The organism is Paraburkholderia sp. SOS3 (genome assembly GCF_001922345.1).
Classification (GTDB): domain Bacteria; phylum Pseudomonadota; class Gammaproteobacteria; order Burkholderiales; family Burkholderiaceae; genus Paraburkholderia.
The window spans coordinates 1,496,437-1,515,651 of sequence record NZ_CP018811.1 but is presented as its reverse complement, the minus strand read 5'-3'; the positions used below and the strand labels follow the sequence as shown (position 1 = coordinate 1,515,651).

Here is a 19,215-nt window from a genome sequence, read left to right as displayed (position 1 = left end):
TGCAAGCGTCCTGCGTCGACGCGCCCTGCATGGGCGCGTCGTCCATCGATACAAGCACTAAGCGTTCAGGCGCTTCGTCAATCCGAGGCGATTACATAGATCTCGCCTGCAATCTCTGGATATCGCTCACCTAACTCCATAAAAGCGGCAATCATCGAAGGAGTCCAGTGCCCTTCGATTTGTCCATTCGATAACGGCTTGAGCCAATATCCGCCCGACACATCGATCGTCAACCCGGCGCCGACGAAACACTCGCGGAACGCGTCCAAGCCGAAAACGCGCCGATGACCGTGGTGGAGATCGGACTCATTGAGTTCGTCTTCGCACGCCAGAAGCCCCATGATGACGGCTGCTTGCCGATGTATCGACTGTGCGTTCGGAACGGCGGCGAACACCTTACCGCCCTCCTTCAACCACGCCTTCACTCGGACCAAGAGCGCAACTGGATCAACTACATGCTCCAGAACGTGTCCCAATATGATGTTGTCGTACTTCTCAGCAGGTCGGTATTCCTCGAATAACGAATGGACGACATTCACCTGTGGAAAACGGCTCGATATGCTCTCACAGAATTTGTGCGAGCCTTCGACTACCGTCAAAGGGATTCCTTTCCTCAGGAGAAGCTCGGTCATCAGGCCCTCGGCGGGCCCGAGCTCGAGAATATTCCGCCCATTAAGGTGACGTGAGAATACTGCATAGCAGTATTCTATCGACGCCGCCATGACGCCTGCCGAGTAACCAAAATCCTCTGAAATCTGTTCCAATCGATCGATTTCATTCATCATCGCACACCGTGAAATTTTCGAAATCAAGGTTATAAGACATTATTTACAATACGAAGAACCTCAAGATGATACTCATTCGGTTTGCGACTCAGCTTGAATCGACTACTTGCAACGATCTCGTTAAACGTATATTGCTGGCTAAAATAAGCCTTGTATGCCAGATCTGTCAATTTGAAATGGTGATAAGGAAGTGTTTCATCGATTTCAGACTTTCTTTCGACGGCATGCGATGAAATATCGACTTCGACTACGCCCCACGCTGGATTATCGGAATTGGATATGTAGATTTTATGGCCCATTCGATCGCCGGTATCCTTCAGTCTGTCGGCAATAAACCCGATGTCTTTGATTTGGTCGTAGGTCAACGCCTCAAACGCTTGCGCGTCGAATCCCGTACCTTCTACTCTCACGCGGCTCAGATAGGCATCAAACCCGCGCATCAAGTCGTCACGCGTCATGCGGTTCCAATGGACGTCAAGACGGCGACGCTCTCCCGCTTCCTCGAAAAGCACAGTGTCCCCGGAAAACAGTGGAAGGATATTGTCCTTGAATGCAAAATCTTTCTTTTCAGCGTATTCTTTGAAATCAAATGGCGACATCACCGCTTTATTGTGTTCCGAATCGACATCATCGGCATAAAACATGTTTGCGCCAAATGGAATTGCAACTTCAGGTCGAAGAAATTCGATCTGCCGCAACCCATACTCGAGATATTCGCACACCAACCTGTCCGTCTCCTTTTTCTTCCAAGCCTCGTCGACACCATCCAGAAGGAACGGATACCAATGAACGTAAGCGAACGGAATACAGGCAACATCTATTTTTGGATATATGCGCTTTATAATCTCCAGCTTTTCATTGGAAACGAAACAATCGTTGCCGTGATACACGGTGAACTTCCCGTTCGAAATCGCAATTGCGGCATCGATTCCATTATACTCGTGGTTGATACCCAAACAACTTACACCGTCAAACAATTCGGTAACACGATCCGCGACCAGCTCGGTATAGGCGATTCTTTCCTTTCCGAGCATTTCGGCGAATTGCGGGCGTCCCGATACGATATACACTGGCGTGTGCGGCGGCAACATTCGCAGAAAATCGACATCGTAGTGATCCTGGTGCTGATGCGAAACAAAGACGGCGTCGACTTCCAGCAGTCTTTTGTCCATCTGCATTTCGGGGTAGAAGAGCCAGGACCCGAGATGAGGCGGCTTCGCGAGAACTGGATCAAACAGGAATGTCCTCTGATTCAAACGGACTAAAATGGATGCATGCGACAGGTAAAAAACACCGTCGCTCTTCGAGGAATAAAACTCTTCCAGCCTAGTGGAATGCTGCTCGTCCAGGTCCGTACTTCCTTCCATTTACCCTCCCAATCTAAAAAATCGACCATCACATCAGACAAACGCGATCAGTTCAGAATCAGCGACCGATCTACTTGAATCACGGAGAGAGTCGCATCCGGACTCACTCAGAATTGATCACGAAGAGGGAAAGCTGCAATTGGTTTATTCACCGCACTCGATAAGCATGTATCAGAAGTTGATAAGGCATTAAGCCAGGGTTCTATCGAACTCAGAAGAAGTTCCGGGTCGAGATTGAAGCTGACATGCATCAAATCAACGTCCTTGATTCCCTGCTCCGCGCCATGAACGTAGTCAGGATGTGTTCCCGGCAAAATCTTATATTCGCACTCAGCAAAAGCCGCGAGCTGGGATTGAAGTGTGAATCTCTTGACGTATGGCGATGTCAGCCCTAGGACTTTACATGCAGGATTACAGAAAATCAGGTTCGCGAACGCGGCCCCCACTGGACCGACGATGATTGCCGCGCTTGCAAACAACCGCACTTGCTGCTCGAACGATAATTCAGCGGTGTCGACAATTTCGAATCCGATCGACGCCAAACGCCGTTCGATTTGTTCGGTATTATCCAGATTACGCGCCCCGCGTCGTGCGAGAAAAATCTTTCTGGTCGGCAGAATAGCAGCCTGATCGATTGCGTAATGGCAGAATATGGCGTTTCGCACGAATGCCAGTGCCTTGTGGCAAAGTACGCTCGCCTGCCAAGATGGCACATCTAGCGTATCGGGGAGATACGTCGGTATTGATGGAATATATAGCTTGCGAACTCGCAGAAGGGTGCCCCGCGAGACGAAATGGATAGGCCAGTCGGGACAAACTGCTTTTATCGACTCGATTTCCTGATCGTACATCCCACCATCGATTATCAGCGGTATATTTTGCAACGCCTCGACCATATCGACGATGTAGATACGTGCCAGATATTCAATCAGCCAATGAAAGTAATTCGGGCTGCAGCGTCCGCTGATCAGAATCCCCTGTTCGATCTGCTGCTCATTCTGATATTCGTACCAGACCACCACCTTGTTTGTACCGCCAACGCCTGTAACATAGGGCCAGCTCCCCGCTACAAAATCGTTCGCCGGATGAGCGGCGGGTTCGTAGTGCACAAAATGGCCATTTGCTACCACCTGAAAGGCGCCGATCACATCGGCATCGTCGACGGCGGCAATCCATTTCTCTGGCAGTTCAATGATTCGTACCGAGCGTGGCTCGTCGTCGCCAATAATTTCGGACGTCGTAAACGAAAATTTCGTTTTGCCCTCGATATGGCGCGTTGCAACCCAGTCGTACCGCCTTGCGCTCAGATCCGCTATAGGTAAGCACTGAAGAAAGACCCGTGCTCCCTCAATTTGAGCCATTCGGCGCAGGCGTCGGATAGCTATGTATAGCCGAGGTGTTGGGTAGCGTTCGCCTTTGGCGAGCTCGAATAGAACGCGACGGTCCAACTGGCGCAAAAGAACGCGGCGGTCCAACTGGCACAGAAAACCGCGTCGCAAAACAGCTCGCATCGAATTCAGACGCTTCGCACAACGTTCTAGTTGGCGATTTGGCAGGCGTCTTTCTCGAAAACCGTACCTGATATAATGATCGATGGGATCGAGTCCGGATTGCGCGACGTCCCGGTTTTGATTCAAATAGAAGTCGCCGTCAACGAGTCGTGACGACTTAAGCAGCCAACATAAAAGATATCTGGTCCGATCCGGCAGTTCTTCAATAAACCGATTCGGCGTACGGCCTTCCCATAGGCCATATGTGAAGAAATGCGCGGCGGCATCGGCTCGCCCCTCCGCGACGTCAGGATACCTCGCCAGGTAGTAATCCTTATCGACGATCGGCAAAATGGCCAACACCCGCAATAAACGAATTCGAATAGCCGTAAGTCGAATCATTGCTACAGCACCTCTCGGGTTGTTCGCAATCGGAGCATCGCCGTCGATTGCCTATGAACAAGCTCAAAATAAGATGCGCCACACAAAATCATGCGGCGAATGCTTGAGGATAGCGTCAAGACTACCTGAACTTCGTGAAAACCGAAACCGTCCACGAAAATGTCGGTCAGATCCGCGATCAGGACGGTGATTGCAGCGACATGCGTTCACAACGGCCACCTCTCTGCATAAGGGTCGTCGCTGCCCATTTGAACTCTTCCAGGACAAGCAGGAAAGACCTAAACGGCAAGTCCCCAATATCGGGTCCGAGTTTAGAAATTACAAAGAACGGATACACAGCGCCAGAGCGTCGTGCCAATCGGGAGGGAAAATACCGAACCTGGATACCAGCTTCGAACTGGAGAGGCGTGAATTTTTGGGGCGCCGCGCAGGTGTCGGATATTCTTCCGAGGTAATCGGACTCACACGCGTTCGCGCCGCCGGCTGAGCAAGCTGGAAGATTGCCTCTGCGAATCCCGCCCACGACGTCGAGCCGGAAGCCGTGAGGTTGTATAGACCCGATTGCTCGGCCCACCACGCAGTATCACCGCGATGCGTCAGCAGACCGAGTGCCGCGATCTGAGCGCTTATCGACGCGATGGTACGCGACCAGGTCGGAGCCCCAATCTGATCCGCCACGACCCTCAACTCCGGCCGCTCTTCGCCAAGCCGCAGCATCGTGCGAAGAAAATTGCGCCCCCGTGCGCCGTACACCCAGCTCGTGCGGAACACGAGCCAAGGGCATCCCGCCTGTTCCACGGCCAGCTCACCAGCCAGTTTGCTCGCACCATAGACGTTTAGGGGACCAGTGACGTCGCCCTCAAGATATGCATCCGCTTTCGTACCGTCGAACACGTAGTCCGTTGAATAGTGAAACAGTACGGCGCCCACTTCCTTCGCCACTTCTGCCAATACGCCGGGCCCAACACCGTTCACGCGCATCGCCACTTCGGGCTCGGCTTCGGCCTGATCCACCGCGGTGTAAGCACCGGGGTTGATGATCAGCGCGGGCCGGACATCCCGTACGACCTCACGAATCTGGTCGAAGTCGCCCAGATCCAATGCCTGGCGATCCGGGGCAACAATACGACCCAGCCCTTGCAGGGACCGCACCAACTCGAAGCCGACCTGGCCAGATGCGCCCGTGATCAAAATGTTTCGTTCAGGAAGAGCCGACATAGAGAAGTAGATAAGAATCCGTACCAACCGAGCGCACACGCATCATGGACATCGAAACACTGCGACGGCGCCCTCTCACAACGGAACCGCAATAGACCACCCCTCTCAGTAGACCTCTATTTCTTTGAGCAAGCCTCCCGCGGCATCCTTATCGGCCAGCGTCGGTATGCCGTCGAGCGGCCACTCGACGCCAACGTCGCTGTCATTCCACAACAAGGAACGCTCATGCTCGGGATACCAATAGTCGGTTGTCTTGTAGAGGAATTCAGCGCTATCCGACGTCACATAAAAACCATGCGCGAAACCGGGAGGCACCCACAGCTGGCGCTTGTTGTCAGCGGACAGATGAAGTCCTTCCCACTTTCCGAACGTCGGCGAATCGCGTCGAAGGTCTACCACAACATCATAGACTTCGCCCGACACCACGCGGACCAGCTTTCCTTGAGGATGCCGTATCTGATAATGCATCCCGCGCAGCACGCCCTTCATTGAGCGCGAGTGGTTATCCTGCACAAATTCGAGGCCCGGCGCGACGTGTTCTGCAAACTCCCGCGCGTTATAGCTTTCGAAGAAAAAACCGCGCGTATCGCCGAAAACCTTCGGCTCGATGATCTTAACGCCCGACAGGGACGTCGCGGTTACTTGGATGGCCATGCAATTTGATCCGAAATGATGTTTTGCAGGTATTTGCCGTACGCGTTCTTGGTCAACGGCCGAGCAAGGGCCGCGAGTTGCTCGCGGTCAATCCACTGCCGACGGTACGCAATCTCTTCGGGGCACGCAACGACCAGTCCTTGCCGCTTCTGCAGCGTAGCGATGAAGGTGGCGGCGTCAATCAGCGACTCATGCGTACCTGTGTCGAGCCACGCATAGCCGCGACCCATAATCGCGACGTCCAGCTGTTGCTGCGATAGATACCGCGAATTCACATCGGTGATCTCGAGTTCGCCGCGCGCCGACGGCTTGATATCGGCTGCGATATCGCAAACTTGATTGTCGTAAAAATATAGCCCCGTCACCGCGTAGTTCGAACGCGGCTTCGCCGGCTTCTCCTCGATCGACAGCGCGCGGAAATCCTTGTCGAACTCAACCACGCCATAGCGCTCGGGATCATGCACGTGATAGGCAAACACCGTCGCGCCATCTTTACGCGCATCCGCGCGCTCCAGCTGTGTCGCCAGATCGTGGCCGTAGAAAATGTTGTCGCCGAGAATCAGCGCCGACGGATCATTGCCGACGAATTCACGGCCAATGATGAACGCCTGTGCGAGACCGTCCGGCGACGGCTGCACCGCATACTGGATATTCATGCCCCATTGGCTGCCATCGCCCAGCATCGCCTCGAAGCGCGGCGTGTCTTGCGGCGTCGAGATGATCAGCGCATCGCGGATGCCCGCAATCATTAGTGTCGACAGGGGGTAATAGATCATCGGCTTGTCGTACACAGGAAGCAGTTGCTTCGATACGACGTGCGTGATCGGATACAGCCGCGTGCCCGAACCGCCCGCGAGAATGATGCCCTTGCGCGCCATGGTTTCGCCCTTACGCGCGCTGCGCGTAGTTCGTTTCGACCCACTTGCGGTACTCGCCCGAAGCGACTTCGTCGACCCATTGCTGGTTGTTGAGATACCACTGGACCGTTTTCGCGAGACCCGTTTCGAAAGTTTCGGCCGGCTTCCAGCCGAGTTCGCGCTCGAGCTTGCGGGCGTCGATCGCATAGCGGCGGTCGTGGCCCGGACGGTCCTTCACATAGGTGATCTGATCTCGGTACGAGCCCTGCGCCTTCGAACGCTTCTGGTCGAGCAGGTCGCACAGCGTATGCACGACGTCGAGGTTCTTCTTCTCGTTCCAGCCGCCGACGTTATAAGTCTCGCCCGGCACGCCGCGCGCGAGCACTTCGCGGATCGCGCTGCAGTGATCGCCGACGTACAGCCAGTCGCGCACGTTCTGGCCGTCGCCGTAGACAGGCAGCGGCTTGCCCGCGAGCGCATTGGCGATCATCAGAGGGACCAGCTTTTCGGGGAACTGGTAAGGACCGTAGTTATTCGAGCAATTGGTCGTCAACACGGGCAAGCCGTACGTGTGGTGATATGCACGCACGAGATGATCGGAGCCCGCCTTGGTCGCCGAATACGGGCTGTTCGGCGCGTACGGCGTCGTTTCTGAGAATTGCGGATCGGTTGCCGACAGTGAGCCGAAGACTTCGTCGGTGGACACGTGCAGGAAGCGGAATGCCGCTTTGTCAGCATCGTTTAGCGTGTTCCAATACGATCTCGCTGCTTCGAGCAATGTGAAGGTGCCGACCACGTTGGTCTGCACGAAGTCGGCAGGCCCGTGAATCGAACGGTCGACGTGGCTCTCGGCGGCGAGGTGCACTACTGCACGCGGCTTGTGTTCGGCGAACAGCTTGTCAAGCGTGTCGCGATCGCAAATGTCCGCGCGCACGAAGACATGACGAGAATTGTCCCGTTGCGACTTCAACGTACCCAAATTGCCCGCATAGGTGAGCTTATCCAAATTCAGGACTGGCTCCCCGGAGGCGCTCAACCACTCGAGCACGAAATTGGCGCCGATGAAGCCGGCACCGCCCGTTACCAGGATCATGGAGTTCCTTCTAGAGATTATCTTGGCCATGCGGTCGGGCGCACCGCCAGTGAACTGGCAACTAATGCTCACCGGATGGACATCGGCAACAGTGACCGGAAGTCATGCGGACCCGCATGCTACGTAGCCCGCCATTATAGAGGTGTAGACGAGAAACACCAGCGCGCTAACAAACTGCTGTTTTGGTATTTAGGCCGAAGAAAGCATCCAGCTAATGGTGTCCTCGAACGGAATAGCTGGCATGTCAGGGACTACACGATTCAATCGTTTAGCTGAACCCTCTAGCACCTTGATTTCGTTCTGGCGTATGGAGGCGGGGGTTACGCGAACTTCCAGCTCATGATTGGACGCCTCTGGCACGATATCAATGCGTGCGACACTGTCCGTACGTCTGAAAATCACGTGCAAGTTAATACTTCCCAGTTCGATAAAAGGCCGTCGCCGCACAAATGTGACACGATCTTTGGGACAAGGAAGCGCTCAGATTGCCCAAATCCCATATAATTAAAAGGCCTTGCGATAACGACGCGCAGCTGATCGAACCGTCCTGACCAGGTATTCCATCGCCAATTTGCTCGCCGCATGATGATCGACGGGCGCGGGTGGAGCATCTTCGTCGCCAACACCTTCGGCGTTGGCGCAATCAGACAAGGGCCGCCCATTATAGCGGAGCGCAAATGTTCACCCGCGCAAAATAAAAGAAGCCGCCATGTCGAGCGGCGCTGGGACCACAGTGCTGCTTCGCTCCCCGCGGAGCGCAGCACTTTTCGCTTACAAGCCGCGAATTGCGCGACCGCTTTGCTGGTGTAAAGCATCTTGTCCCAATTCTCCACCATGGGCATCTGCCGCAGCGCGGCTTCACACACCCGCTTATAGCGCCCTCTTAAAACCAGATATTATGTCACGCGATATTGTGCAGTCGGCGCTGATGGCCGCCCGCACGACGCAGGCGGCCACATTGGCACGAAATCGGCACGAAGACCCAGCCGCATCCGCCCATGCGCCGGTGCTTTTCCGCCCACGGAACGACCGCCGCAACGCTCACCGAACACACTCGACATGACCACTTCCACGAGGCCCGCTCCGCTCGCCTTCGGCGACCTGCAAGGCTGCCACACCGAATTCCGGCGACTGCTCGCGAAAGCCGCCCCCTCCGACGACACCCCGCTGTGGTTCGCCGGCGATATCGTGAACCGCGGCCCCGGCTCGCTCGCCACGCTGCGCGAACTGATCGCGCTCGGCGAGCGCGCAGTCACCGTGCTCGGCAACCACGACCTGCATTTGCTATCGGTCTCCGCCGGCATCCGCAAGTCGAAGAAAGGCGATACGCTCGACGACATCCTGTCCGCACCCGATGCGCAAGACCTGCTCGACTGGGTCCGCCATCGCCCGATCGCACACTTCGACGAAGGCATGCTGCTCGTGCACGCGGGTATTCCGCCGCAGTGGGACACCACGCTCACGCTCGAACTCGCCGACGAACTGCAGCGCGCACTGCGCGCACCGAACTGGAAAGAAACGCTCGCGGGCCTCTACGGCAACGAGCCGAATCGCTGGAAGCCGAGCCTCAAGGGCATCGATCGTCTGCGCCTGACCTGCACCGCGCTCACGCGCATGCGCTTTTGCAACGCAGACGGCGCCATGGATTTCACGTCGAGCGGCGGCCTCGATTCGGCGCCGCCGGGCTTTATGCCATGGTTTGATGTACCGTCGCGGCGCACGGCCGACGTCACGGTCGTATTCGGCCATTGGGCCGCGCTCGGTCTGATGGTACGCGACAACGTGATCGGGCTCGATTCGGGCTGCGTCTGGGGCAATCAGCTGTCCGCGGTAAGGCTCACGCCCGAGCCGGCCGGCCGTACGGTTACGCAGATGGATTGCTCGGGCTGCCGCGCTTCGGCCGACGCCGAATAAGTGTCGGCGACGCGCCGCGAATACGCGTTAGATACGCGTCGAGCCCGCGCTAAAGCTTGTCCTTCATCTCGTCGACGAGGCTCGGAAAAAACTTCGCGCATACCCCCGGCGAATACATCTCGATCATCTGCTGGATCGGCGCATGCCGCCCATACGCGACGGACGCCACCAGCAACAGCCCCAGCGCCGCATAGCGCGGCTTGACGAGCCTCACGCCCGAGTGCACGAAGTTGTGCACGAACAGCACCGCCAGCGTGCCGCCGACGACCCAGCCAGCGATCACTTCGGTGATCGAATGCGCTTCGTCGAACACGCGCGCCACGGCCGTCAGTGCGCCGATCAGCAGTCCGAGCATCACGCCATAGCGCGCACGGACGCCCACACACCGGCACAGCAGCGCCATCGCGACGGTCCAGACCGCGCTCGACAGCGTGGTATGCCCGCTGATCACGCGAAAATTCAGCGCCGGAATCTGAATGCCGCAGCCCGCATACAGAATTTTCGTCGCGCCGACCGCCGCCATGCCGACCGCGAGCAGCGCGATCCAGCGCGCCGCTTGCCGGCGCGCCGAGAACCACAGCCAGATCGCGCAGACGAGCGCGATCGGCAGCGTGAACGCGGCATCGCCAATGCTGGCAAAGAAATTCCAGAGGAAGAAATCGGGATTGGTAAACATCGACGAAGTGTAATCGACCGGAGCGGCCTGCTGTGTGATCTGACACCGGTGTTCGCGAGACGTTCGGTCTCGCGAAGGCGCTCACGTGGACAGATCCGGCACGTAGATATTGCCGCGCGCACCCGACCGCCAGGTTGCTTTTACTTTCACTGCGCAAGCGGTCCGTTCGTTGTCGGCACGTCGCCCGCGTTGGACACGTCGTCGTGATCGACGCCCTGCGCCTGCTGCACCGGCTGCGTACGCAATGCCTCGCGCACCCGCGAACCAGCCGGCCGCAGCCGTTCGAGCGCCGCTTCGACCGCCGCCTGCGCCTCGGCCGCCAGCACGCGCCGCTCCGCGCCCGGCGCGAGCGCGTCGCAAACGTAGACGTGCGCGGTCAACGGCGCGCCGCACAGCAGCGCATGCATCGACTCGCCAAGCGACATGTCGTCGATATACGCCGGCGCAGTCGACTGGTTACCGTGCGCATCTTCGTAGTAGATGCAGATCGGCTGCACCGGCCGCGACGCAGACACCGCCGCCTGGAACAGGTTCGAATGGAACGGCAGCAGTTCGCGTCCGTCGGTTGTCGTGCCTTCGGGGAACACACAGATCGCGTGGCCCGCAATCAGATGATCGGCAAGCTCGTGCATGATCCGCTTGGCGTCGCTGCGCTTCTCGCGTTGCAGGAACACTGTGTCGAGCTTGAACGCGAGCCAGCCGACCACGGGCCACTTGCGCACTTCCGCCTTCGATACGAACCGCGTCGGCCGCCACGCGTTGATCACATAGATGTCGATCCACGAAATATGGTTGCTGACAACCAACGCGCCTTCGTCGATGCGCGCTGCGTCGTTGTGCACGACGAGCCGCATGCCCGCGAGCTGCAGGAATCGCAGCGACCATGCGCGGTTCAGTTCGAAGCGCTGTTGCGGCGTAACGCGCGAAAAGCGCGTGGCGACCACCCACATGCCGTACAGCAGATGAGCAACGAGTCGTAACTTGCGAAGCGCGAGTTTCATCGTGAAGGTTCCGTGTGCATCGCCGGCCTGGCGTTAGCGCTGCTCGAATGCCAGTTGCCCGGACACCACGGTCGCCCGTACGCGCGCCGGCAGTTCGTAACCGAGAAACGGCGTGTTATGCCCCTGGCTCCTCAGCGCGCGCGGCTCGATGCGCCAGTGCGCATTGCGCTCGAAAATGCACAGGTCCGCGGCCAGGCCCGTTTCGATGCGGCCCGCGGCGAGCTTCAATACGCCGGCCGGCGCCGCGGTGATGCAGTTGATCGCTTTCGCGAGCGGCACGCCCGCCTCGCTGGCCCACTTCACCGTCAGCGACAGCAGCAGCTCGAGGCCGGTCGCGCCCGGCGTCGCTTCGGCGAACGGCAACAGCTTTTCGTCGTCGTCAACGGGCGTGTGGTCCGAGCAGATCGCATCGATCGTGCCGTCGGCGAGGCCCGCGCGAATCGCCTCGCGATCGCGCTGCGAACGCAGCGGCGGATCGAGACGGAACTGCGCATCGAAGTAACCGATATCGACGTCGATCAGATGCACATGGTTGACCGTCACATCGCAGGTAACCGGTAAACCTTCGGCCTTCGCCGCGCGCATCAGCGCAATGCCCGCCGCCGACGACAGATGCGACAGATGCACACGCGCACCCGTCACGCGCACGAGCTCGAAAATCGTATGCAGCGCGATCGTTTCCGCCGAAACCGGCACGCCCGACAAACCGAGCCGCGAAGCGAGCGCCCCGCTCGCAGCGACGCCGCCCTTCGCGAGATACGCGTCCTGCGGACGCAACCACACGGTAAAACCATACGTGCTCGCATACTGCAGCGCGCGCAGCAACACCTGCGTATCGACGACCGGCACGTCGGCCTGCGAAAAACCGATGCAGCCCGCCTCGGTCAATTCGACCATCTCGGTGATGACCTGCCCCTTGAGGCCGACCGTCAGCGCGCCAAGCGGATACACATGCGCCTGGTTCAGATTGCGCGCGCGAAATTTCAGCATCTCGACGAGGCCCGGTTCGTCGAGTACCGGGTCCGTGTCGGGCGGGCACACGAGCGTCGTCACGCCGCCCGCGAGCGCCGCGGCCATTTCGGACTCGAGCGTCGCCTTGTGCTCGTAGCCCGGTTCGCGCAGGCGCGCAGCCAGGTCCACGAGACCCGGCGCAACCATCAGGCCGCGCGCGTCGACGGTCTTCGCCGCGTGAAATTCTTCCGGTGCGCGGCCAAGCGCGACGATCTTGCCGGCCGCGATAAACACGTCCTGCTGCTGTTCAGTGCCCGCTACCGGATCGATCAGCGTGCCGCCCTGGATGTGAATCTTCATGTGCTGCCTTTCTTGTGCGTTGTCTTTTGCGATGCTCGAGGTTCGGTGCCGCCCGATACCCGCCTGGTGCTCGCCCGATGGTTGCGCGTGCAATCGGTCGTGTCGGTCCCTGCAGCCGGTGGTCGCAGCGAAGCGTCGCGGTCAGTCGTTGTTTCCGGCGACGATGCCCATCACCGCCATCCGCACCGCGATGCCAAACGTCACCTGATTCAGGATCACCGATTGCGGCCCGTCCGCGACCTGCGAATCGATCTCGACACCGCGATTCATCGGCCCCGGGTGCATCACGATCGCGTCGGGCTTCGCCAGCGCGAGCCGCTCGGGCGTCAGGCCCCAGCTCTTGAAGTACTCCTGCGCCGAAGGCAGCAGCGCCCCGCTCATGCGTTCGTTCTGCAGACGCAGCATGATGATCACGTCGACGTCCTTCAGACCTTCGTCGAGGTTGTGGAACACGCGTACACCCATCTGCTCGAGCCCACCCGGCAGCAGCGTGCGCGGGCCGATCGCGCGCACTTCGGGCACGCCGAGCGTGGTCAGCGCATGAATATCGGAGCGCGCCACGCGCGAATGCAGAATGTCGCCGACAATCGCCACGCGCAGATTCGTGAAATCGCGCTTGTAATGACGGATCGTGTACATGTCGAGCAGACCCTGCGTCGGGTGCGCATGACGCCCATCGCCGGCATTGATCACATGCACGTGCGGCGCGCAGTGCTCGGCGATCAGATACGGCGCACCGCTCGACGCGTGCCGTACGACGAACATATCGGCGTGCATGGCCGACAGATTATTGATCGTGTCGAGCAGCGACTCGCCCTTGCTCGTCGACGAAGCGTTGATGTTCAGATTGATCACGTCGGCCGACAGACGCTTCGCCGCAATCTCGAACGTCGTGCGCGTGCGCGTCGAGTTCTCGAAGAACAGATTGAACACGGACTTGCCGCGCAGCAGCGGCACCTTCTTCACTTCGCGGTCCGTCACGCTGACGAACTGCTCGGCCGTATCGAGAATGTGCGTGACGATCGAGCGCGGCAAGCCTTCGATTGTCAGCAGATGCTTGAGCTCGCCGTTTTTCGTGAGCTGCGGATTGCCCTTCAGGAAACCGTAGCGAAAGTGCCGCGCCTCGGCGGCGCGCTGGGTCGAATCCTGCTGCGTTGAATCCTGGGCCGCATGCGGTGCGACCGGGTTAGGCTTGTTCATCGTGGTCCTGGATCAAACTGTGATACGCCTGCATGCATGGGATGCAGTGAGGCGTGCTCAGTCGGCACGCGCTTCGGTATGAAACGTGAAATGCTGTGCGCCTTCGTCGCCGTGACGCGCGAGCACGAGCGTCGCATCGGCCGGCACATCGACCGTGCCGCCCACAAAGGTCGCCGCGACCGGCAGTTCGCGTCCGCCGCGGTCCGCGAGCACCGCGAGCTCGACCGCGGCAGGCCGGCCATAGTCGTACAGTTCGTTGATCGCGGCGCGAATCGTGCGGCCCGTGTACAGCACGTCGTCGACGAGCAGAATGCGATGGTTGTTCACATCGAAGGGCAGCGACGTCGGGCTCGCCTGCGTGTGCAGGCCCTTCTTCGCGTAGTCGTCGCGATGCAACGCGACGTTGACCACGCCGAAAGCCGGCACGTTCAGATCGCGCGCAAGACGCTCGGCAAGCCAAACGCCGCCGCTGTATATGCCGGCCAGCACCGCACCGCCGGGCTCGTCGGGACGAAGAAACGCGTCGCCGTAAGCCGCGCGAATCTGTTCGAGCACGGCGCGATAGAGCCGCTCCGCATCGATGGCGCTCATGTTCTCACTCATTGCTGGTTTCGCTGCTGATTCCACCGCGTGCTTCGCTGCGTATTTCGCTGGGTGTTTCGCTGCGCATTTCACAGCGCATTTCACCGCCTGGCTCGCCGCGTGTGGCGGTTTCTTCGAAGTACTGTTGAAGGATGATGCAGGCAGCTTCGGCATCGAGCAGATCGGCGCGCGCGGCGCCGCTGCGCACGCCGGCTTCGGCCTGCACCGACGAGTAGCGCTCGTCCACCCAGCTCACCGGCAGGTTGAAACGCCCGTTCAGCTGGTTGCCGAAGCGTTTGGCCTGCTGGGTCATCGCGTGAGGCGTGCCGTCGGGATGCGTGGGCAGGCCGACCACGAGCGCGTCGGGCTGCCACTCGCCGATCAGCTTGCCGAGCTCGGCAAAGCGAAAGTCGCGGTTGCGATTCTGCACGACCACGAGCGGCCGCGCACTTTTCGTCAGGGAATTGCCGACGGCGACGCCAATGCGTTTCTCGCCATAGTCGAACGCAAGCAGCGTCGCTGCACGTTCGGGCGCACCGGTCATGCGTGACCTGCTTCGCCGGAGAGCATCGACAGCGTCACGCCGAGCAGCGCGAGCGCCGCTTCGAGACGGTCTTCGGCCGGCACGTCGAAGACGATCTTCGGGTCGGCCTCGACCGTGAGCCAGCCGTTCTTCGAGATTTCTTCCTCGAGCTGGCCCGCGCCCCAGCCTGCATGGCCGAGCGTGAGCAGAAAGCGCTCCGGGCCCTTGCCGTTCGCGACCGCTTCGAGCACGTCCTTCGACGTGGTCATCTCGAGGCCGCCTGGCACCTGCATCGACGACGTGTACGAACTGCCCTGCCCCGCGTCATGCAGCACGAAGCCGCGCTCGGTTTGCACCGGGCCGCCGAAGTAGACGGGAACATGCAGCAGCGGCTCGATTTCGAGCTTCAGATCGATGCGATTGAAGAGCGCTTCGAGATCGATATCGGTTGGCCGGTTGATGACCAGACCGAGTGCGCCGCGCTCGCTGTGATCGCAAAGATAGACCACCGTTCCTGAAAAAGTCGGATCTGCCATGTTGGGCATGGCGATCAGGAACTGGTTGGTGAGATTGATGCGATCGGTACTCTTGGACATAGGTCAAATTCTAGCAAAGACGAGTGGAAGTGCAGACCCCATATGCACCGCACGTCATGCGACACGCGACGCCCGAGGTCCACCCCACGGACAGCGGATCATAGCTGCACTCTAACACGCACTTACCGCTCATCGGCTGGGCCTGGCGGGCACGCCGCGCTCGGTGTGCGCGGTAGTTCACGTTGGGTTCACGCCCGGTACGTTCAGTTCGCGTTCAGTTCACGTTCAATTCAGGTCAAGCTGTGCTGCCCAGTTCGATCGCACGCGTCAACGCCGCGAGTGCGGTACCCGATGCGGCGCTCGCTTGCGGCGGCGCAATACCTGCCGCGATCTGGTGCAGCATTGCGCGCAGTGCAAGCGCGGCCTGTTCGAGCACCGCTGCGTCGGGCGCTTCGATATGCGCCGCCGTGCGGCCTTCGGGCATCGCGGCCGCCGCGTGCGCACGCCGGCGCCAAGCGAGACCGAGCGCATCGGAGAGCAACGCCACATGACCAAGCCCGAGCGCGCTCGCGGATGCCCCGAGCCGGTACGCGGCATCGCCCGCTTGCAGTGCCGCGCTCGCGTCGGCCTTTTGCGGGTTATCGGCAGCGCGCGCGTGTTCCGAGAGGGCTGCAATCGATGCATCGGCTGTTTGTAGAAAATCTTCGTATGCGTTGGCGTGAACGGTGAGCTGCCCAAGATCGCGTGTAGGAACCTCCGGTGAGGTCGGCTGCACTTGAACCACCGCCTCTGCCGTCCCCCTCGCCGCCTCGGCGGCGCCCGCTTCCCACAGCGCCTCCGAAGCCGGCGTGCCTGCCACATGCCAAACCACGGTCAACCCGTAGTCGCGCAGCAGTTCGACGTGGTCGGTGTCTTCGGCCGCCGCGCCGAACAGCGCATAGTCGCGCCACAGCAACGCGAGCGTCGCACGCACGAGCGAACGCGGCGCGTACTCGATGCCGCGCGCCTGGTCTCCGAGCGCGAGGTTGCACCGCGCGAAGAAGCGCCGCGCATCGGGGTCGCCCGATAAGTGACCGCTCACGCGCAGCGCACGGGCGCAACCGGCTGCGAGCCGCCAGAAATCGTACGGGTCGGAACCGACCAGCTGGGCCATGCAGGCTTCGAGTTCGTCGAGCGCGGCCCCGACGACGAGCGTTGCCGCCGACATCGCGCCCTCGCCGGTCTGCGCCCGCAGAACCGGCAACAACGCCTGCTCGTAGCGGGCGCGAAGATGCGTGAGACGTTGTGCCGGTTGTGCGTGCAAGGTAGCAGGCGGGACCGGCCGGCCCGCTAGCGCGAGGTCTTCGAAGCTGACCTTGAAGCCCGGCGTATGCTGCGCGGTCAGCGCCGATAGCGAACGATAGTGCGCGTAAAGCGACGGCGAACACGCGAGTTCATGCAGATTACGCCGGCCGAGCGCCGCCGCGAACGCATGCAGCGCCGCACCGAAGGCTTCGCGCACCGGGCTATCCGGCAGATGAGCGCGCGATGCAGGCGCCGGATGTCCGGAGTGTGTGGAATGGTCGACGTGAGCATGGGCAGAATCCGCCGCATCGAAGGCGAGCGGCGACGCAAGGACCAGCGCGTCGGCAAAACGATGCGCGGCGAGCCATCCTGCTTCGCGAAGCGCGTGCGCGGCATGCAAAATGGGCAACGCCGCATCGCGATGCTGATCGTGCGCGGCAATCGCGTCGGCAAGCGCGCGTTCGGCCGCGCGCACGGCGCCGCCGCGAGGATTGGGCAAGGCTTCGAGGGTACTGCCGGGAGCGGATGAAGGTGTCATGAGCACGTGTGCAGAAACGCCGACAGACCGAAACCGACGCTAGAACCGGGACGACGACCTGCCATGACGCGCCGGTTACGCCGCCGTGTGCGCTCTGAAATCGTGCGGCCGCAACTGTATCGCGTCACCCGTACGCGCGACGCTCGAGTCGGTTCACCCGCGGGGCACGCAAGACGCCCGGTACGCTGCGATGCGCCGCGTACGTCGCGAGCCTCGAGGATGCGCCTGCCGCAATACGCGAGGATCGTACGCACAGATCGCGCATCAACTCAGGCGCCGAGCGTCAAAACTGCGGGAACCGACGCAAAAACCGACGCGAAATCAGGGCGTGAAGAACGCAGGCATCAGCCGCGAAAACCCGCCCCGCCATCTGACGTAAAGAAGCGTAAAGCCGGCCGCAGAACCGACCGGCAGACCGGTCAGATCTGGACCATTTCGAAGTCTTCCTTACGCGCCCCGCACTCGGGACAGGTCCAGTTGATCGGCACATCCTCCCAGCGCGTGCCCGGCGCAATACCTTCGTCCGGCAAGCCGGCTTCTTCCTCGTAAATCCAGCCGCAGATCAGGCACATCCAGCTTCTATATTCCATTCTTTTGCGCGTCGAAAAGTCCGTTAAAACGGGAGCCATGATGGTACCGTGTTGCCGCCCCCATGCCTAGCGAAAGCAATGAACGATTCTGCGCTGCAGCAAATTTTTGCGAACGCGCAGCGACGCTCGCGCGTGCGAAAAACCGCCTCGTCGCGGGAGAAAGCCGCATAATTGAGCCGACCCATGCGTATGGGCCTGCTTTTTGACCTTCCTGTTGGCCGTTTTGTTGGCCTTCCTGTTGGCCTCCTTATTTGCTTCGATTTTTTTTCCTCCTTTCATGCCCAGCGACACCCCTCCGATCGTTCTGACCTTCGGCCTGTCCGACCCCACCGGCGCCTCCGGCCTGCAAGCGGATCTGATGACGCTGGCCAGCATGGGCTGCCACGGCGTCACGGTGCTGACCGGTTATACCGTGCGCGACTCGGCGAGTTGCGACGAAGTCACCGCGCTCGACCCGGAGACCGTCGCGACTCAGGCGCGCATGCTGCTCGAAGACATGCCGATCGCCGCATTCAAGGTCGGCGCGGCCACCCGCGCCGAAGTGGTGAGCGCGATCGCCGAAGTCGTCGCCGACTATGACGACGTGCCGCTGATTCTCGCGCCCGACTTCACGCTCGATGACGAACACGTGCTCGCCGCCGACGAATTGCGCGAGGCGATCGCAGACCTGCTCGCCCCGCAAACCACGCTGCTCGTCGCCGACCACGCGGCGCTGCTCGCGCTCGCGCAGCCCGACGGCGACGCCGAGGCGCCGACGCTCGACGCGGCCGTGTCGCATCTGCTGTCGCAAGGCTGCGAGTACATTCTGTCGATGGAAACGGGCACGCATCGGCTCGTCAACACGCTTTACTGCGAGGACGGCCAGTTGCGGCAGGACTTGTGGGACCGCGGCGCGCAGCGCGTGACGGGGATGACCGATACGCTTGGCGCGGCAATCGCGGCCTTGCTCGCGAATGGCCAGGACCCGGCGGAAGCGGTGCGCGAAGCGCAGGAGTACATGTTCCAGGCAATGCAGAACGCGTTTCGGCCTGGCATGGGAGCCTACCTTCCCGACCGGTTTTTCTGGGCCAGAGAAACCGATGAAGATGCGCCGACCGCGAGCGGCAAAAGCGATGCGCCGGGAGAGGCGCGGCATTGATATAAAAAAACCCGCACCGTGATTTCTCACGCTGCGGGTTTTCTTTCCGGCCAGGA

General features: G+C 60.2%; 17 protein-coding genes and 2 pseudogenes. 2 read left to right on the top strand and 17 right to left on the bottom strand.

The window, feature by feature from the left end; translation table 11 throughout:
- Positions 1-77: 77 nt before the first annotated feature.
- From BTO02_RS06965 to BTO02_RS35625, 8 genes and pseudogenes are all read right to left on the bottom strand, one after another.
- On the bottom strand, positions 78-785 hold the full coding sequence (locus BTO02_RS06965) for a class I SAM-dependent methyltransferase (protein ID WP_198039203.1): 708 nt from the start codon (positions 783-785) through the stop codon (positions 78-80).
- Between the two features lie 29 nt (positions 786-814).
- Positions 815-2,152 carry an MBL fold metallo-hydrolase gene (locus BTO02_RS06960; protein WP_075156422.1) on the bottom strand — a complete coding sequence of 446 codons (1,338 nt, stop codon included), beginning with the start codon at positions 2,150-2,152 and terminating at the stop codon, positions 815-817.
- Positions 2,153-2,259: 107 nt separating this feature from the next.
- On the bottom strand, positions 2,260-4,044 hold the full coding sequence (locus tag BTO02_RS06955) for a glycosyltransferase family 61 protein (protein WP_083615021.1): 1,785 nt from the start codon (positions 4,042-4,044) through the stop codon (positions 2,260-2,262).
- Positions 4,045-4,362: 318 nt separating this feature from the next.
- Complete coding sequence (gene rfbD / locus BTO02_RS06950) at positions 4,363-5,262, bottom strand: dTDP-4-dehydrorhamnose reductase (protein WP_075158659.1); 900 nt, start codon at positions 5,260-5,262, stop codon at positions 4,363-4,365.
- 105 nt (positions 5,263-5,367) lie between these two features.
- Complete coding sequence (gene rfbC, locus BTO02_RS06945) at positions 5,368-5,916, bottom strand: dTDP-4-dehydrorhamnose 3,5-epimerase (RefSeq protein WP_075156420.1); 549 nt, start codon at positions 5,914-5,916, stop codon at positions 5,368-5,370.
- Positions 5,901-6,794 carry a glucose-1-phosphate thymidylyltransferase RfbA gene (gene rfbA, locus BTO02_RS06940; protein ID WP_075156419.1) on the bottom strand — a complete coding sequence of 298 codons (894 nt, stop codon included), beginning with the start codon at positions 6,792-6,794 and terminating at the stop codon, positions 5,901-5,903. The genes rfbC and rfbA overlap by 16 nt, the downstream gene beginning before the upstream one ends.
- Positions 6,795-6,804: 10 nt before the next feature.
- Positions 6,805-7,866 carry a dTDP-glucose 4,6-dehydratase gene (rfbB, locus tag BTO02_RS06935; protein ID WP_075156418.1) on the bottom strand — a complete coding sequence of 354 codons (1,062 nt, stop codon included), beginning with the start codon at positions 7,864-7,866 and terminating at the stop codon, positions 6,805-6,807.
- Positions 7,867-8,055: 189 nt separating this feature from the next.
- Positions 8,056-8,502 (bottom strand): annotated as a pseudogene (locus BTO02_RS35625) (NAD-dependent epimerase/dehydratase family protein); the annotation flags it as partial.
- A gap of 423 nt (positions 8,503-8,925) precedes the next feature.
- On the opposite strand from BTO02_RS35625, the gene BTO02_RS06930 reads away from it, so the two are divergent.
- Entirely contained in the window at positions 8,926-9,780 is an 855-nt protein-coding gene (locus tag BTO02_RS06930; RefSeq protein WP_075156417.1) for a symmetrical bis(5'-nucleosyl)-tetraphosphatase, read from the top strand.
- 49 nt (positions 9,781-9,829) lie between these two features.
- Here the strand turns inward: BTO02_RS06930 and BTO02_RS06925 are convergent, their stop codons facing one another.
- From BTO02_RS06925 to BTO02_RS06885, 9 genes and pseudogenes are all read right to left on the bottom strand, one after another.
- Complete coding sequence (locus BTO02_RS06925) at positions 9,830-10,456, bottom strand: phosphatase PAP2 family protein (protein ID WP_075156416.1); 627 nt, start codon at positions 10,454-10,456, stop codon at positions 9,830-9,832.
- Positions 10,457-10,602: 146 nt separating this feature from the next.
- Positions 10,603-11,457, bottom strand: a complete 855-nt coding sequence (locus BTO02_RS06920; protein ID WP_075156415.1) for a lysophospholipid acyltransferase family protein — start codon at positions 11,455-11,457, stop codon at positions 10,603-10,605.
- A 33-nt stretch (positions 11,458-11,490) separates the two neighbouring features.
- The gene (locus BTO02_RS06915; RefSeq protein WP_075156414.1) at positions 11,491-12,768 is read right to left on the bottom strand and encodes a dihydroorotase; all 1,278 of its coding nucleotides are present in this window, start codon (positions 12,766-12,768) and stop codon (positions 11,491-11,493) included.
- 141 nt (positions 12,769-12,909) lie between these two features.
- A complete protein-coding gene (locus tag BTO02_RS06910; RefSeq protein WP_075156413.1) occupies positions 12,910-13,968 on the bottom strand; it encodes an aspartate carbamoyltransferase catalytic subunit in 1,059 nt (352 codons plus the stop codon).
- A 57-nt stretch (positions 13,969-14,025) separates the two neighbouring features.
- Entirely contained in the window at positions 14,026-14,559 is a 534-nt protein-coding gene (pyrR, locus tag BTO02_RS06905) for a bifunctional pyr operon transcriptional regulator/uracil phosphoribosyltransferase PyrR (protein WP_075156412.1), read from the bottom strand.
- Positions 14,560-14,683: 124 nt separating this feature from the next.
- Positions 14,684-15,094, bottom strand: a pseudogene (ruvX, locus tag BTO02_RS06900) (Holliday junction resolvase RuvX); the annotation flags it as partial.
- The gene (locus BTO02_RS06895) at positions 15,091-15,669 is read right to left on the bottom strand and encodes a YqgE/AlgH family protein (protein WP_075156411.1); all 579 of its coding nucleotides are present in this window, start codon (positions 15,667-15,669) and stop codon (positions 15,091-15,093) included. The pseudogene ruvX and the gene BTO02_RS06895, both read right to left, overlap by 4 nt.
- A 235-nt stretch (positions 15,670-15,904) precedes the next feature.
- Positions 15,905-17,431 carry a hypothetical protein gene (locus tag BTO02_RS06890; RefSeq protein WP_075156410.1) on the bottom strand — a complete coding sequence of 509 codons (1,527 nt, stop codon included), beginning with the start codon at positions 17,429-17,431 and terminating at the stop codon, positions 15,905-15,907.
- Positions 17,432-17,850: 419 nt separating this feature from the next.
- Positions 17,851-18,021, bottom strand: coding sequence for a rubredoxin (locus BTO02_RS06885; protein ID WP_075156409.1), 171 nt, complete (start codon positions 18,019-18,021; stop codon positions 17,851-17,853).
- A 277-nt stretch (positions 18,022-18,298) separates the two neighbouring features.
- On the opposite strand from BTO02_RS06885, the gene BTO02_RS06880 reads away from it, so the two are divergent.
- Positions 18,299-19,159, top strand: a complete 861-nt coding sequence (locus BTO02_RS06880) for a hydroxymethylpyrimidine/phosphomethylpyrimidine kinase (RefSeq protein WP_075156408.1) — start codon at positions 18,299-18,301, stop codon at positions 19,157-19,159.
- Positions 19,160-19,215: the final 56 nt, after the last annotated feature.

Bases quoted from the DNA above. Each gene is read 5' to 3' on its own strand.
- BTO02_RS06895 (WP_075156411.1), bottom strand. From the start codon at position 15,669: ATGTCCAAGAGTACCGATCGCATCAATCTCACCAACCAGTTCCTGATC.
- BTO02_RS06960 (WP_075156422.1), bottom strand. From the start codon at position 2,152: ATGGAAGGAAGTACGGACCTGGACGAGCAGCATTCCACTAGGCTGGAA.
- BTO02_RS06955 (WP_083615021.1), bottom strand. From the start codon at position 4,044: ATGATTCGACTTACGGCTATTCGAATTCGTTTATTGCGGGTGTTGGCC.
- BTO02_RS06920 (WP_075156415.1), bottom strand. From the start codon at position 11,457: ATGAAACTCGCGCTTCGCAAGTTACGACTCGTTGCTCATCTGCTGTAC.
- BTO02_RS06915 (WP_075156414.1), bottom strand. From the start codon at position 12,768: ATGAAGATTCACATCCAGGGCGGCACGCTGATCGATCCGGTAGCGGGC.
- BTO02_RS06885 (WP_075156409.1), bottom strand. From the start codon at position 18,021: ATGGAATATAGAAGCTGGATGTGCCTGATCTGCGGCTGGATTTACGAG.
- rfbB (WP_075156418.1), bottom strand. From the start codon at position 7,866: ATGATCCTGGTAACGGGCGGTGCCGGCTTCATCGGCGCCAATTTCGTG.
- BTO02_RS06930 (WP_075156417.1), top strand. From the start codon at position 8,926: ATGACCACTTCCACGAGGCCCGCTCCGCTCGCCTTCGGCGACCTGCAA.
- BTO02_RS06880 (WP_075156408.1), top strand. From the start codon at position 18,299: ATGCCCAGCGACACCCCTCCGATCGTTCTGACCTTCGGCCTGTCCGAC.
- BTO02_RS06890 (WP_075156410.1), bottom strand. From the start codon at position 17,431: ATGACACCTTCATCCGCTCCCGGCAGTACCCTCGAAGCCTTGCCCAAT.
- rfbC (WP_075156420.1), bottom strand. From the start codon at position 5,916: ATGGCCATCCAAGTAACCGCGACGTCCCTGTCGGGCGTTAAGATCATC.
- rfbA (WP_075156419.1), bottom strand. From the start codon at position 6,794: ATGGCGCGCAAGGGCATCATTCTCGCGGGCGGTTCGGGCACGCGGCTG.
- pyrR (WP_075156412.1), bottom strand. From the start codon at position 14,559: ATGAGCGCCATCGATGCGGAGCGGCTCTATCGCGCCGTGCTCGAACAG.
- rfbD (WP_075158659.1), bottom strand. From the start codon at position 5,262: ATGTCGGCTCTTCCTGAACGAAACATTTTGATCACGGGCGCATCTGGC.
- BTO02_RS06910 (WP_075156413.1), bottom strand. From the start codon at position 13,968: ATGAACAAGCCTAACCCGGTCGCACCGCATGCGGCCCAGGATTCAACG.
- BTO02_RS06925 (WP_075156416.1), bottom strand. From the start codon at position 10,456: ATGTTTACCAATCCCGATTTCTTCCTCTGGAATTTCTTTGCCAGCATT.
- BTO02_RS06965 (WP_198039203.1), bottom strand. From the start codon at position 785: ATGATGAATGAAATCGATCGATTGGAACAGATTTCAGAGGATTTTGGT.